The 14,602-nt window shown below is 53.7% G+C and carries 16 protein-coding genes and 1 tRNA gene; 8 read left to right on the top strand and 9 right to left on the bottom strand.

What is annotated here, in order from left to right:
- Positions 1-12: 12 nt before the first annotated feature.
- From phnC to KO503_RS16735, 5 genes are all read left to right on the top strand, one after another.
- Entirely contained in the window at positions 13-816 is an 804-nt protein-coding gene (phnC, locus tag KO503_RS16755) for a phosphonate ABC transporter ATP-binding protein (protein WP_215992701.1), read from the top strand.
- A 30-nt stretch (positions 817-846) separates the two neighbouring features.
- Positions 847-1,752: a phosphonate ABC transporter substrate-binding protein gene (gene phnD, locus KO503_RS16750; protein WP_215992700.1), complete on the top strand. Its 906-nt coding sequence runs from the start codon at positions 847-849 to the stop codon at positions 1,750-1,752.
- A gap of 62 nt (positions 1,753-1,814) precedes the next feature.
- Positions 1,815-2,756: a phosphonate ABC transporter, permease protein PhnE gene (gene phnE, locus KO503_RS16745; protein WP_215992699.1), complete on the top strand. Its 942-nt coding sequence runs from the start codon at positions 1,815-1,817 to the stop codon at positions 2,754-2,756.
- Positions 2,753-3,610 (top strand): phosphonate ABC transporter, permease protein PhnE, encoded by an 858-nt coding sequence (gene phnE / locus KO503_RS16740; RefSeq protein WP_215992698.1) that lies wholly within the window; start codon positions 2,753-2,755, stop codon positions 3,608-3,610. The genes phnE (KO503_RS16745) and phnE (KO503_RS16740) overlap by 4 nt, the downstream gene beginning before the upstream one ends.
- 64 nt (positions 3,611-3,674) lie before the next feature.
- Complete coding sequence (locus tag KO503_RS16735) at positions 3,675-4,304, top strand: DapH/DapD/GlmU-related protein (RefSeq protein ID WP_215992697.1); 630 nt, start codon at positions 3,675-3,677, stop codon at positions 4,302-4,304.
- Between the two features lie 54 nt (positions 4,305-4,358).
- On the opposite strand, the gene KO503_RS16730 is transcribed toward KO503_RS16735, so the two are convergent.
- The 8 genes from KO503_RS16730 to KO503_RS16695 all read right to left on the bottom strand — a co-directional run bounded on the left by KO503_RS16730 (position 4,359) and on the right by KO503_RS16695 (position 10,967).
- The gene (locus KO503_RS16730) at positions 4,359-5,174 is read right to left on the bottom strand and encodes a sugar phosphate isomerase/epimerase family protein (protein WP_215992696.1); all 816 of its coding nucleotides are present in this window, start codon (positions 5,172-5,174) and stop codon (positions 4,359-4,361) included.
- A complete protein-coding gene (locus tag KO503_RS16725) occupies positions 5,161-6,366 on the bottom strand; it encodes an MFS transporter (RefSeq protein ID WP_215992695.1) in 1,206 nt (401 codons plus the stop codon). Before KO503_RS16725 ends, KO503_RS16730 begins: the two co-directional genes overlap by 14 nt.
- Entirely contained in the window at positions 6,360-7,571 is a 1,212-nt protein-coding gene (locus tag KO503_RS16720; RefSeq protein ID WP_215992694.1) for an alpha-D-ribose 1-methylphosphonate 5-triphosphate diphosphatase, read from the bottom strand. The genes KO503_RS16725 and KO503_RS16720 overlap by 7 nt, the downstream gene beginning before the upstream one ends.
- A gap of 52 nt (positions 7,572-7,623) precedes the next feature.
- On the bottom strand, positions 7,624-8,430 hold the full coding sequence (gene phnE, locus KO503_RS16715) for a phosphonate ABC transporter, permease protein PhnE (protein ID WP_215992693.1): 807 nt from the start codon (positions 8,428-8,430) through the stop codon (positions 7,624-7,626).
- A complete protein-coding gene (locus tag KO503_RS16710; protein WP_215992692.1) occupies positions 8,423-9,238 on the bottom strand; it encodes a phosphonate ABC transporter ATP-binding protein in 816 nt (271 codons plus the stop codon). Before KO503_RS16710 ends, phnE (KO503_RS16715) begins: the two co-directional genes overlap by 8 nt.
- A 4-nt stretch (positions 9,239-9,242) precedes the next feature.
- Positions 9,243-10,112 (bottom strand): PhnD/SsuA/transferrin family substrate-binding protein, encoded by an 870-nt coding sequence (locus KO503_RS16705; RefSeq protein WP_252731149.1) that lies wholly within the window; start codon positions 10,110-10,112, stop codon positions 9,243-9,245.
- A 350-nt stretch (positions 10,113-10,462) separates the two neighbouring features.
- Positions 10,463-10,538, bottom strand: a tRNA-Ala gene (locus KO503_RS16700).
- Positions 10,539-10,655: 117 nt separating this feature from the next.
- Positions 10,656-10,967, bottom strand: a complete 312-nt coding sequence (locus KO503_RS16695; protein WP_215992690.1) for a TIGR02300 family protein — start codon at positions 10,965-10,967, stop codon at positions 10,656-10,658.
- 192 nt (positions 10,968-11,159) lie between these two features.
- On the opposite strand from KO503_RS16695, the gene KO503_RS16690 reads away from it, so the two are divergent.
- The 3 genes from KO503_RS16690 (at position 11,160) to KO503_RS16680 (ending at position 13,139) form a co-directional block, all read left to right on the top strand.
- Positions 11,160-11,852 carry a M48 family metallopeptidase gene (locus KO503_RS16690; protein WP_215992689.1) on the top strand — a complete coding sequence of 231 codons (693 nt, stop codon included), beginning with the start codon at positions 11,160-11,162 and terminating at the stop codon, positions 11,850-11,852.
- A gap of 100 nt (positions 11,853-11,952) precedes the next feature.
- Positions 11,953-12,606 carry a GntR family transcriptional regulator gene (locus KO503_RS16685; RefSeq protein ID WP_436836517.1) on the top strand — a complete coding sequence of 218 codons (654 nt, stop codon included), beginning with the start codon at positions 11,953-11,955 and terminating at the stop codon, positions 12,604-12,606.
- A 50-nt stretch (positions 12,607-12,656) separates the two neighbouring features.
- Positions 12,657-13,139, top strand: a complete 483-nt coding sequence (locus tag KO503_RS16680; protein ID WP_252731148.1) for an acyl-CoA thioesterase — start codon at positions 12,657-12,659, stop codon at positions 13,137-13,139.
- A 64-nt stretch (positions 13,140-13,203) separates the two neighbouring features.
- On the opposite strand, the gene lpdA is transcribed toward KO503_RS16680, so the two are convergent.
- Positions 13,204-14,598, bottom strand: a complete 1,395-nt coding sequence (gene lpdA, locus KO503_RS16675) for a dihydrolipoyl dehydrogenase (RefSeq protein WP_215992687.1) — start codon at positions 14,596-14,598, stop codon at positions 13,204-13,206.
- Positions 14,599-14,602 lie beyond the last annotated feature (4 nt).

Raw genomic sequence — 14,602 nt, 5'->3', positions numbered from 1 at the left:
GAGTGCCGCACAATGAGTTCGATCCTGACCTTGAGCCAAGTCTCGCGTCAATTCGGTGATACCCATGCGGTGGATCGCGCGAACCTGTCGATTGAGCCGGGCCAGTTTGTGGGTGTCATTGGCCGCTCCGGTGCTGGCAAGTCCACAATGTTACGCTTGATCAATCGTCTTATCGATCCCACTTCGGGGTCGATTTCTTTTGGAGAGCTTGATGTTACATCGCTGAAAGGTAAGGCACTGCGTCAATGGCGACGCGATTGCGCGATGATCTTTCAACAGTTCAATCTGGTCGACCGTTTGGATGTTCTGACCAATGTGTTGATTGGCTGTTTGGCAGAGCACGGGTTTTTATCATCGATGGCGATGCGGTTCACCGACGAAGAACGTGCCATGGCGATTCAGGCTTTAGATCGTCTGGATTTGGTGCCCCAAGCCTTGCAGCGCGCAGGCACGCTTTCAGGCGGGCAACAGCAACGTGTCGCGATTGCCAAAGCCTTGGTCCAAAAACCGAAAATCATGTTGGCGGATGAACCAATCGCTTCGCTTGACCCGGCCAATGCCTCGTTGGTGATGGAAAGTTTGCGAAGGATCAACCGCGAGGATGGCATCACCGTTTTGGTTAATTTGCACACGCTCGATACGGCGCGCGCTTACTGCGACCGTATCATCGCGATGCGCCAAGGACGCGTGTTTTTCGATGGGGTTGCTGCGCAACTCACCGATGATGTTGTGCGCGACATCTATGGTCTTGAAGGCCTGAAAGACTTCAACGCCGACATCACGTCGACCGCGATCCGAACACCCATGCCTGCTTAATTATTCAAACGCTCACAAGGGGATATCCACATGCGTTTTATTACAGCCACAGCACTCGCCGCTCTCATCGCAGTTCCAGCCTTGGCCGAAGGTTGGAAAGATGACTACCAAGTGATCAAATTCGGTATCTTGTCCGGTGAAAACGAAAAAGATCGCATCGCGCGCTACACGCCGTTTGAACAGTATCTTGAAAAAGAGCTTGGCGTTGAAGTCGAAATCTTTACGGCTGGCAACTATGATGGCGTGATCCAAGCCATGGCCGCCGACCAAATCGAATTTGCGTTCTTGGGGTCCTCCGCTTATGCAGCCGCTTACACAGCCACCAACGGCGGTGTGACGCCATTGGTGGCACGTCTGCAAAATGACGGTTCTACAGGCTACTACTCTGTTATCGTCACACGGTGTGACAGCGAATTGAACGACTTGGCCTCGCTTGAGGGCAAAGTTTTGGCCTTTGCTGATCCAGATTCCACATCTGGCTACGCTGTGCCATATTTCAACTTGTCCAAAGAAGTTGACCCGAAAACATACTTCTCAGCGATCCCATTTTCAGGCTCACATGAGGCGGGTGTTCAAGCCGTTGTCAACGGAACCTTTGATGCGGCAGCCACCTACACAACCAATGAAATCAGCGGCGTCGTACAGAAGATGGTGACCAAGGGAATGATTAAAGACGGCGAGACTTGCGAAATCTGGCGGTCTCCTGAAATCACATCGGGTCCATTGACGGCACGTTCCCATCTGCCAGAAGCTCTTATGGACGCGATGACCTCTGCAATGATGGAACTTCCTGAGAAAGATCCTGTGGCGTTCAAAGAAATGTCTGGTGGCGAAGATTCCACACAGAAAGCATGGATCGAAGTTGATCAAGAGCGCTATCAGTGGATCGTTGAGATGCGCGAATGGATCAAAGACGAGCGCCGCAAAGCAAACTGAGTTTGATCACATAAAAGGAGGGCTGCCGTGCCCTCCTTTTCGTTTTTTGAAGGCATCGCACTATGACCCTGACGGCCGAAATTCCTTCCCAAAGACCTGTGCCAACTGATAGGTTTCACGCCTTTGAACAAGACTTCGCTTCCAAACGTCAGCGCTCAAAGCGTGCTTGGATCATCGGCAGTGTCTTGTTTTTGGGGCTCTTTGCTTTGACAAGTTGGATGGGTGACTTTTTCAAATACACCCAAGTCAGTCTGCCAGATGGGTCACGCGAATGGCGGTGGATTATTCCGGCGGGCATCCCGCGCCTTGGGGAATATATTTCACTGACCATTCCGACCCTACGCTGGAACAGTTTGGGCAGCGATTTTGCTGAATGGTTTTGGCGTTGGCAAATTTGGGGACGGTTGTTGCTTGAGACCCTATTGATTGCCTTTATGGGCACTGTCTTTGGTGTCATCGGCGGCTTTATTTTGTCTTTTCCTGCCGCTAGAAACTTGTCTCCAAACAAATGGGTGCTTTGGGCAGCGCGGCGTTATTTGGAGATCGCGCGCACTGTGCCTGAACTTGTTTGGGCTTTGATTTTCGTCTTCTGTTTCTCGGTTGGCCCCTTGGCGGGCGTTCTAGCCATCGGACTTCATGCCACGGGCGCGCTGGGCAAGTTGTATTCCGAAGTGAATGAAAACATAGATATGCGTCCTCTTGAAGGTGTCAAAGCCTCTGGGGGAACATGGTTCGATCAAATTCGTTTTGGCGCGGTGCCACAGGTCTTGCCCAATATTGTCAGCTACACTTTGCTGCGGTTTGAAATCAACGTGCGCTCTAGTTCGATCATCGGTTACGTCGGCGCAGGGGGGCTGGGGCAAGAGTTCCGCACGGCGATGTCGTTTCAAGAATATGCAGATTTGTCCGCGCTTTTCGTCATCATTTTCGTCACCGTTGTCATCATCGATTACGGATCAGAAAAACTACGCCACCGCGTGATTGGAATGGAGGCACAGTCATGAGCCTGAACATCGACGACATCAATGTCGCCAAAGTGCGCGTACCGCTGGCGTTTAAAGCGCCAATGCCTGTGCGGTTGCGCCGCGCCGCACTTTGGGTCGGCTTTATTGGATTGTTCTGCTATTGCCTGTGGGCTTTTGATTTTAGCCCTGCTCGGATCTGGACGGGGTTGGGCCGTTTGGGCACTGTCTTGGGCTTTATGTTCCCACCGCATATCTGGGACAATTGGTTCGAGGTCTCGGAAATTTTAAAGGGTCTGGGCGAGACGCTGTCGATTGCCTTCATGGGCACGCTTTTGGGCGCGATCATCGGTTATCCTTTGTCATTTTTGGGCGCAAAAAACATCAACCGTTTTACCTTTCTGCGCCAAACTGCACGGCGCGGCTTTGATGTTATCCGTGCGTTTGAAACTTTGATCCTTGCGTTAATTTTCATCCGCGCTTTTGGGCTTGGGCCATTGGCAGGTATTTTGGCAATTGCAGTCAGCGAGATCGGCACCTTCGCGAAAATGTTCTCGGAGGCGACCGAAAATACCTCTGACAAGCCTGTGGAAGGCGTGAAGTCTTCGGGTGGATCACGTCTGCAACAAATCCGTTTTGGCATTGCGCCGCAGGTCAACCCCGTCATCTTGTCGATCTTGTTGTACAACTTTGAATCCAACGTGCGCTCGGGCACGATTTTGGGCATCGTTGGGGCAGGTGGCATCGGGTTTATTTTGTCAGACCGCATCAGCGCTTATAGGTGGGATGAAGCATGGTCGATCATCTTTTTGATCATCGCCATGGTCTATGTCATCGACTATCTGTCCGGCTTGATCCGCCAACGTATCATCGGCACGTGGGACGGCGCGAAATGACTGTTGTCGGGCGTATAAGCCGTGCGCATGAGATTAAATTTTCCCAAACATCGGAGGGCCTAATATGAGCGGCGCTGGATCGAAACCAAAACTAGGCGAGGCCCCAACCATTCACCCCGAAGCCCAAGTGGCTGACTGCGAGCTTGGCGCTTGGACTGAGGTGGGCAAAGGCACGGTGATGAAATCCTCTCAGATGGACGATTATTCGTACATCACTCAAAACGGTCATGTGGTTTGGACCACCATCGGTAAGTTCTGTTCCATCGCAAATGCAGCACGGATCAATCCGGGTAATCATCCGACATGGCGCGCGATGCAGCACCATTCCGTTTATCGCGCCGAGGCTTACGATCTGGGCGAAGACGACCATGAGTTTTTCGAGTGGCGCAAAGATCACTGGGTCACCATCGGTCATGATGTTTGGATAGGCCACGGGGTGACTGTGACCGCAGGGGTGACCATCGGCAACGGGGCTGTCATTGGCGCAGGCGCCGTCGTGTCGCGTGATGTCGCCCCCTATACGATTGTTGGCGGCGTGCCCGCGCGCCTGATCAAGCGGCGGTTTTCGCAGGCTCAGTCCGACGCCTTACAAGAGATCGCAGTTTGGGATTGGCCTCGTGCGCAATACAAAGCGGCGTTACCTGATATACGCGCTTTAACTATAGATGCGTTCATTGAAAAATATCGTCCATAGCAGGCCGCTTTGCCATGCGCCTAGTTCGGCTTGCATGGCAAAGCGCGTGATCTGCTAGCAGGCCAATCCCAAGCCTTTGAGATACTGAAACCCTTTGGGGATATCGGCCTTGTTACGCAGCTCTAACACCAGATGCGGCGCGCTTTGACATATCGATAGCGCACGAAAGACGGCAGGCCATTCAATTTCGCCATCCCCTGGCGCCCAGTGGCGATCTGCATATCCATCAAGGTCTTGCAAATGCACATGCTGCAACTGATGCCCTGCATCGCGCACAAAGTAATCAACGGGCGGCGCACCGGACATTTTGCGGGCCAGATGCGCGTGACCGGTGTCGATGGACAGCGCGATAGCATCGCTGCCAAAGCTGTCGACCATGGCGCGCCGTGTGGCTGGGTCGACGTCTTGGATGTTCTCGATCACCAAAGTGATGCCCTCGATTTCAGCTTGTTTTACAACAGGGCCAAGCACGTCATGGACGCGGCCCAGTTTGCTGGCGCAGTAGTCTTGCGCGTTGTGGAGATTGTTTTGATACCAAAGCGTATAGGGCGAATGCAGCACCATTTGGCGTGCGCCTATGGCGGCCGCGGCCTCAAGTGCTTTCAAAAATCGCGCTGTGATCAATGGGCGTAATTCGGCGTCTTTGTTGTCGATATCAAGTCCTTCAAAGGGCCCATGAATACCCACACGACCATCGTGGCCTTGCAAAGCCGATTTCGCAGCCGTAATCAAATCTTGCCTGTCCTGTGTCAGCGCAGCATGACTCATAAAGTCTTGCAATTCGATGTCTCGGGCGGCATCAAAAAGCCAATCGCGATGTTCCAAAATTTCATTGTGGCGCAGACATGCGCCGATCTTAAGCGGGGGCATTGGAGTGTCTCCTTGGGTCGGGAATAAAAAAATATGTGAACAGACCGGCCAAAAGGCACAGCGTCATAGCGGCAAAGGAATACCAGCCGCCATAGACTTGCGTGATCCATGCAAAGACGAAGGGCGCAGAGGCGTTCACGCCCAATTGGACGAAAGAAATCCAACCCAGCCGTGCACCGTACCCTTTAGCGCCAAACAGCGCCAGCGGCAGTGTGCCGCCTGCGATTGTCTTGATCCCGTCGCCCATGCCGTAAAGCGCGGCTGCGATGATGACACCGGGTAGGGTGAAGCCCAAAATTAGCAAGACAGCAAAACCCGATAGCATCAAGGCAAGGCTTAAAAAATACGTGAACAGAGGATACATATTTCGGCTGACCAGCATCTCAAACCCACGGCCAACGGTTTTAAATGGGCCAATCACCGCCCCTGCCAAAGCTGCTATTCCTGCGCTGTGACCCAAATCTTGAACGTTGACCACCCAAAGGCTCATTATTGCGCCCATGATGTAACCGGTAAACACAAAAGACAGCACCATCCATAGCATGCCACGCATTCGGTCTTGTTCTGCCAATTCTGGCCAATCCGTATCGTTGCGACTTTGAGGCGCGTCATGATCTTTTTGCGGGCCGCGCAAGGCCCAAAAATGGATCGGGACGCAGACAACGCCCAAGGCCACGCCCATCACCACCCATGTGTTTTGCCAGCCCAATCCGTTGTAAAGCGCCAAGGTCAGCGGCCAGAAAATAGTCGACGCCACACCGCCAAACAGCGTGATGATCGAGATTGATTTTTTCGCGGGGACAGGATTGTCTAAGCGTGCCACGCTGGCAAATGCTACGTTGTACAAAATAAACCGACCCGCGCCCTCGACCAAGAGGATCGCTAAAAACAACCCTATGACACCTTCGACAAGAGATAGCGATGCCAATGCGATTGCGGCTACGATTGAACCGAAAGTCATGACATACCGCCCACCAAATCTATCCACCAACATCCCCGCAACAGGTGACGCCAAGCCGCCGAAAAACAAGCCTAGTGATAAAACGCCGAACACAGTCGAAAGCGTCAAAGACAAATCGTCCGCCATATGCGGCAATAAGACCGCATAGGCATACATCAAAGTTCCGTAACCCATGATCTGGGTGACGCCCAATCCGATGGCCGGTATGTAAGGGCCTAGGTGCTTTAGCATGCGGCAGGTTGCCCGCGATACGCGCAGCGCCCTGCAACCCAAGTGCCCAAAATGGCTGGCGCTTGCCCGTCTGGCCAATCCACCAAGACCAAATCAGCCCGTTTGCCGATCTCAATATCGCCTCTGTCCGTCAGGTTCATGGCACGCGCTGGTCCACTGGACACAAGCGACCAAAGCGTGCTGCGATCCGCGCGGCGTTCCATATCGAGGCGGGCGACGGCCGCAAGCATTGCGGGATAGAAATAGTCCGAGGCCAAGACATCACACAGGCCCGCTTCGACCATGTCGCCTGCGCCAAGCGATCCGATGTGGCTGCCTCCGCGTGCCGCGTTGGGAGAGCCGAAGACGATTAAATCGCCGTTGTCGCGCGCCGCTTGCACGGCTTCCATAACCATCGGAAACTCTGCGACCTTCGCGCCTAAATCGCGAAAATAGCTGCGGGTCTCGCTGCGGGTGTCGTCGTGGCTGAGCATCGGCACGCCCGCGTTACGGCCAAGTTCAGCAACCTTGCGCACTGCGTTTTCCACATCGGGACGACGGTCCCAAACCTTGCTCAAAAGCGCGATATAGGCCTCGTCGCTCAGCCCCGCGCGCCGCGCTTTAGAGGCCGTGCGTTTAATCATGCGCGCATCATCAAGAGCGGCGATTGAGAAATCGGGTGACAATTCGAATGTGCGGTCTTGAATGGCAACATCATAGGCGCGCATCGTCATTGATGTGTGGTCATTGAAAGCGATAGATGGCTTCAATGTCGATTGCAGCGCCCATTCGATGGTGTCCAGCGCTTCAAACGCGAAGGTTTCCCAGCGCAGTTGCACACGGTTTTCCACAGTCAAACGTGGCGCCAGATCAATCATTGCCTGCATCAATTCACGCCCGCGCTGCACATCGCGCAATCCCGGTTCCCACCCCAAAGTGATGGCGTGATAGGCCGTGGCGATCCCGTTGGAGGCCAGTTGGCGATCTGTGTCGAGCAGCGCTGTTTGCGTTGGGAAAAACACATCAGGGCGTGGCATCAATTGGCGCTCGAAAGCATCGCCATGCACATCGATAAGTGCAGGTGCAAGATATTGCCCTTTGGCGTCGATAATCTCGCCAACTTCAGCCCCGCCGATTTCGACAATCGTCCCGTTCGAAACAGTCACAGTGGTTTCAACGATACCGTCAGGCAAAAATACTTTTGCGCCCACAAACGTATAGGTCATTTCAGTGTCTCCAAGCTTAGATGTGGTGTCATGGCGGCGGTCGGGAGGGGGATCATCGCTGCTCTCCTATAATTTTTTTGCGCGCCCAAGTGCTAAAGGCTTCGATTCCCAGCACCACAACTGCGATCATCAAGATCACAGTCATCGCTGTTGGATAATCAAAAAGATCGAACCCGACCTTGAGCTCAATACCAATACCGCCAGCGCCCACAAGTCCCAGCACTGTCGATGATCGCACCGCTTTTTCAAGCGCATAAAGTGCTGTTGACACGAATGCGGGCATGGATGCAGGCACAGTGGCGCAGGCTGCGATGTCCATGCGGGTCGCCCCCGTGGCTGTCAGCGCCTCGGACGGACCTTTGTCTATGGCCTCCATGTCGTCCGCGAAAAATCTGCCGCAAAAGCCGATGGTATCAATGGCGATGGCCAATGTGCCAGCAAATGGACCAAGCCCCACAGCGACGACAAACACCAAGGCCCAAGCTAAATCTGGTACCGAACGAATGAACCCTAATATATTGCGTACGCTGGTGTTGATCAGTTGCCCTGCAATCAGACCGCGCGCGGCTAAGAGTGCGATGGGCACGGATAAAGCAATGCCAATTATCGCGCCAGCAAAAGCAATCTGAAGGGTTTCAACCATTTTCCAAAACAGGCGCAATAGAACTTTGGGCTCCACGTTGGGCGGAAAAGCCCGTGACACGAAATCGCCAAACCGAGGCGGAGAGCTTAGGACCTTATCCGCGGAAAATCCGGCGCCTTGAAAAGACCAGAGCATCACGATGATGACGGCAGCATAGATCAAAAAGGATAAGGCCGTAGGGCGCTCTAGTCGCTGCGGCAAAGATGTATCAGTCATAAAGCCCCCTTAGGTCTTTGACGCTCAATGATTGGGCTGTCGCATCCAATCGCACTTTGCCAGCGGCCAAGCCGAGCACGCGGTCGCCATAACTCAAAGCGTGTTCCATATGATGCGATGTAAAAATCACTGTTACGCCGTCTTCGCGCATCAAGCGAAAAAACAAATCCATCACCTCTTCGCCCGCAGACGGGTCAAGCGAGGCGCAGGGTTCATCCGCAATCAAGAGTTTCGGTTTCGCAACCAAGGCGCGGGCGATGGCCACCCGTTGAGATTGTCCGCCGGACAACCGGTCCGCACGGCGATCTGCCAAATGTGCCAAACCCACCTTGTCCAATGCGGCAAGTGCGGCATGGCGCGCGGCAGCTGGCGCAAAGGATTGCGACCAATAGCGCGGCCCAGAATGATGGCCAAGAAAGCCATGGATAACATTGGTTAAAACCGAAAGGCGCGGCACCAAATTGTGCTTTTGCGCCACCAATCCCGTTTGTGCCCGCAACCTGCGCATGTCGCGCGGCGTGGCTTCGTTCACATGTTGCCCCAACACTTCAACCGTACCGCCACTCACTGGGATCAATCCCACAATGCACCGCAATAAGGTTGATTTTCCGGTCCCATTGGCCCCCACAAGCGCCATGGATTCGCCCGTGGCCAAGCGAAAGCTGATGTCTTGAAAAATAGGTGTTGCACCGAATGATTTCTTGAGGCCCTGAACGGTGACATCATGGCCCAAAGGCACAGGCGAAACCGGAGTGCGATGCACCCCGGCCGTGTCAGAGCGCCGTTTGGCGTCTGGCTGTAGTGTCATTGGATCACTCACCGATGAAGCTATCGAATTGTGGGTATCCCGCGTTGGAATACATTGAGCGCACGTAATCATAGGCCGCGTCATCGATGGCCACCAAATCCATACCAGAGTATTTTTCGTTCTCTTCATGGGCCACGATACCGGCGATAACCGCTTCTTTGTTTTCCAAGATAGCGCGTTTCACAGCTTCAGCTTTATCAGTCGGAACATGCGCGCCAACCATGATCATGTCGTTGGGCAAATCCCCTGAGCGCGCAATCATTTTGAAGAACCCGTATGGCAGGTCTGTTTCTTTATTGCGCACTTGCAACCAGCTGCCCGCGTTGGTGCCGATGGCATCTACGTCGCCCGCTTTCAGGGCCTCATGTGCGATGTTGCGTTCTGTATGGATCTTGTCGATATCATTGACGGGATCAACGCCGTGATCGGCCAACACTTGCATCGGGCACAACATGTTTGACGTGGAGCCGATGTCGCCAAAGGCCACTTTTTTATCTTTTAGGTCGGCTGGTACATTGATGCCGCTGTCGGCGCGCACAACGATTGCACAGTGATAATCAGGGCGACCCAAACCGATCAATGGCGTCGCTTTCGTCAGCTTATTGATCACGACATATTCTGCAGGCCCCGTGACAACGAAATCAACGGTCTCGCCGCGTAGGGCTTCTGCCGCAGCGGTGCGCGATGGTACGGCAAAAAATTCAAAACTATCGCCAGTTGCTGTTTCCAGCGCGTCTTTGAATGGTCCCCATTCTACAAGGAGACGCTCCATGCCTTCGACATCCGTGACGGCAAGTTTGAATGTATCTGCCGCAGCAGAGAATGTGGATACAGTTGCAAGACCGAGGCCAAGAAGGATTGATTTGATTTTCATGATAGGCTCCAAATGAAATTCATGCGGATGAATTCCATTTGGAAGCGAACATCGCGTGTCGAAGATGCGAAATATTTATGACAGGAAAGAGGCGTCGTCGCGCACATAACTTGGCGTCAAAGGATCAGGGTGTCATGCATTTTGCCACAGTGCGGCTTAGGGCGAGTGCAAGACAAGGGCAGGACCCCGACTGCGAAGGCAAAGATCACAGAGGTTCTCGTGCTTCATACGGAAGGTGTGGGCAGCTGGGATTGCTAATCGTCTGTGCTTCAGGCACGCGCGTGCATCGCATTCTCGTTGACTGAATGCTGCCCAATAATATTTGCAAGTCGTTGAGATTTACGGTGGGATGGTGGAGCCTAGGGGAGTCGAACCCCTGACCTCTTGCATGCCATGCAAGCGCTCTACCAACTGAGCTAAGGCCCCTGAAACCAGTGCATTCCGCGCCAAACTGGCGGGTCTGCGGCGGGCTATATCGCCCTGCCGCGTTAGGTATTGCGACTCAGCTTGGAGATCAAGCAGAAAGTCGTCTTTGATGCGATTTTACTCGTCGTCGTCCGCGGCAACGTCAGCGATTTCATCAAGCGAAACGTTGTCGTCATCGTCGTCTTCTAGCAAATCATCATCGATATCGATGTCTTCATCGTCATCGACGACCAACAGCTCGTCCACTTCATCGACTTCGTCTTCGACAGGCGCTTTTTTCTCGGCTGCTTCAACGCGCGATTTGTTGTTCGCGTCAAACGTCACCACTTCGCCAGTGTATGGCGAAACGATTGGGTCTTTGTTGAGGTCGTAAAACCTTTTGCCGCTCGTTGGGCAGAGGCGCTTAACACCCCATTCTTCATTGGGCATGACAATCCCTTTCGTCGTGTAGATCCATTTCGGAGATGACGCGCCATGCCACATGAATTGAGGCGTGTCAAAGGCTTTTCGGGTTTCAAGGTGTTTTGGGTGTGGTCTGTTGGCTTGCGCGCGGGTATTCTCGGGCGGAGGCCCACATCAGGGCTTGGCACACCCCTTAGCCCCTCAGACAGGCGCGCGACAATGGATCAAGCAATCTTAGATGGCGACCCCCCAGTATCCGTCGTGTTGCGGCGTTCGGCGCGTGCACGCAGGCTGTCATTAAGAGTGTCGCGTTTGGACGGGCGTGTGACGTTGTCTTTGCCTCCGCGCGCCAGCGAACGAGCGGCGATGGCTTTTTTGCGTGAGAAAGAAAGTTGGATTCGCGACAATTTAGAACAGCTGCCTGAGGGACGTGTCGTCTCGATTGGATCGACAGTGCCGTTCCTTGGTCAAGGCGTGTCTGTGGTCGCGGGAACTGGACGCGCAGCCCGCCTTGAGGGGGACAGGTTGTTGGTGCCAAGTGCGCCCAATATGGTTGGTCCACGGATCGAAGCCTTCTTAAAATTGCAGGCTAAAACCTATCTGCGTGCAGCCTCTGACAAATACGCCAAGGCCTTGGGCACAGATTATGCGCGTCTGACCATTAGAGACACTCGATCGCGTTGGGGGTCTTGTACCAGTGACGGCAATCTTATGTATTCTTGGCGACTCGTGATGGCGCCGATCGCTGTGCTTGATTATGTCGCCGCTCACGAGGTTGCGCATCGCTTGGAAATGAATCACTCTGACCGATTTTGGGCGCATGTCGCACGGGTTTGTCCCGACTATGCGACGCACCGTGACTGGCTGCGTACTGAGGGACAGGTTTTGCATGCGTGGCAGTTTAAGACGTAAGAGTCTTAAAAGGCGGCAATTTGGCCATGCTTTGGGACTTTGATCTGACAAGGTGAGCAGGGGAATTGACGTTTCTGGATTTTGTGATCACATTGATCCAATGATGATTCAAGCTCCAAAACCCAATGAAACCGCATCGTCGGCACATGATCGCGTCTACCGGACATTGCGCACTCAAATTATGCACGGGGAAGTGCGCCCTGGAGAATCCATGACCCTGCGTGGGATTGGCAAAACCTTTGGGGTGTCTATGACGCCGGCGCGCGAAGCTGTGCGTCGCCTTGTGGCCGATGGCGGGCTGTCTTTGTCATCGTCGGGTCGCGTGAGTACACCCGAGCTGTCCAATGAACGCCTTGAAGAACTCGCCTCCATTCGTGCCTTGATCGAACCTGAATTGGCGTCGCGGGCTTTGCCGCGGGCTCACTTGGCGTTGATTGACCGGCTGCAGGCGATCAATGCCTCGATCGCTGAATGCGCTGCAAAGCACGATGATGTCGGCTATATCCGCACCAATCTTGAATTCCATCGCACGCTTTATCTGCGTGCTCAAGCGCCTGCAATGTTGGCCATGACTGAAACCGTTTGGTTGCAATTGGGGCCGACGATGCGTGCTATGTATGCACGGCTTAATCGCACTGAAGTGCCCCATAATCACCGTCTTATCGTCGCCGCCTTACGCGCAGGTGATGAACCTGGGCTGCGACTGGCCTTGCGATCTGACGTGACGCAAGGATTGCGATTGCTCGCTGTCTGACGTGAGTGTCTTCGTTCAACGACTATCCTAAAAAATAAAATGAGATCCCAATGGAAAATGCACGCTTTTTAGAAATGACCGAACTTATGACGCCGGAAATGGCGAATTTTTCAGGTAAGGTCCATGGGGGGGCTTTGTTGAAAATTCTCGATTTGGTTGCCTTTTCATGCGCCTCACGCTTTTCGGCCAAATATGCGGTGACTTTGTCTGTGGATCAGGTGGTGTTCAAAGAACCTATTCATGTGGGTGAGTTGGTGCATTTTCGTGCCTCCGTAAACCATGTGGGACATTCATCGATGGAAATAGGTATGCGGGTCGAGGCCGAAAACATTCGCACCCGTAAAGTGCGTCACACCAACAGTTGTTACTTTACGATGATTGCGGTGAATGAAGATGGAAAACCGGTTGCGGCCCCTCAGTTCCAACCGATGACAGAACTGGACCGTCGTCGTTGGCATGCTGCGGAATTACGCAAAGAACTGCGCAAAGAGCATGCCGCGCGATTGCAAGAAATCTCAGAGATGAGCAAATAGAACACAGATCTAAACGCGAAAAAGGCGCCGCTTGGGCGCCTTTTCATATTGTCATAAGTCGATTTTACGCGTGGATCGCGCCATCGCCCAAGGCCAGTGCGGCTTCGCGCACGGCTTCGGAATAGGTTGGGTGCGCGTGGCATGTCATCGCAACATCCTGTGCCGATCCACCGTATTCCATCGCAACGCAAATCTCATGGATCATGTCGCCAGCCGATGGTCCGATGATGGCTGCACCCAGCAAGCGGTCAGTGTCTGCGTCTGCGATAAGTTTCACGAAACCATCGCCTTGGAACACAGCTTTCGCACGGGCGTTGCCCATGAATGAAAACTTGCCCACTTTGATCTTACGACCTTCGGCTTTAAGCGCCGCTTCGGTTTTGCCGACTGTTGCGACCTCTGGCGATGTGTAGATCACGCCGGGAATGACGTCGTAGTTGACGTGGCCATGTTTGCCCGCAAGAACTTCTGCCACAGCCATGCCTTCGTCTTCGGCTTTGTGTGCCAACATCGGCCCGACGATAGCGTCACCGATAGCATAGATGCCCGCGACATTTGTGGCCCAATGCGCATCGGTTTTCACCTGCCCGCGCTCTGTGAATTCAACCCCAGCTTCCGCCAAGCCAAGACCATCTGTAAAGGCTTTGCGACCTGTGGCGACAAGGACGACATCTGCTTCAAGCACGTGTTCTGACTCGTCTTTCTTGAGTTTGTAAGACACCTTGGCTTTGGTTTTATTCGCGTCAACGCCTTGAACAGCCGCACCCATGATGAATTTCAGGCCCTGCTTTTCAAGCAATTTCTTAAACGTGCGCTGAACGTCTGCGTCCATGCCAGGGGTGATCGCGTCCATGTATTCCACAACGGTCACTTCGGTGCCAAGACGTGCGTAAACTGAGCCAAGCTCAAGCCCGATAACGCCCGCGCCGATCACTGTCATTTTCTTAGGCACTTTTGGCAAGTCAAGCGCACCTGTGCTGTCCACCACGACGCCCGCGTCGTTGTCTACAGTGATGCCAGGCAATGAGGATGGAACTGAGCCTGTGGCGACAACAATGTTTTTAGCTTCATGCACGTCGTCGCCGACTTTCACTTGGCCAGCCGCAGGAATAGAGGCCCAGCCTTTGATCCAGTCCACTTTGTTCTTTTTAAACAAAAATTCGATGCCGCCCGTGTTTTGACCAACTACGTCGTCTTTATAGGCTTTCATCTGGTTCCAGTCGACGGATGGCGATTTGCCTTTGAGGCCCATTTTAGCAAAGTTGTGCTCCGCTTCGTGCAGATGATGCGTCGCGTTGAGCAGCGCTTTCGAGGGGATACATCCCACATTCAGGCAAGTGCCACCAAGCGTGTCGCGGCCTTCAACCACAGCCGTTTTCAGACCGAGCTGTGCACAGCGAATTGCAGAAACATAGCCGCCAGGGCCTGCACCGATGATGATGACGTCATAATTTGCCATGGTC

Origin of the sequence: Pacificibacter marinus (assembly GCF_018860505.1) — a bacterium.
Lineage (GTDB): Bacteria > Pseudomonadota > Alphaproteobacteria > Rhodobacterales > Rhodobacteraceae > Celeribacter > Celeribacter marinus_B.
This window is presented reverse-complemented; position numbering and strand designations above follow the sequence as displayed.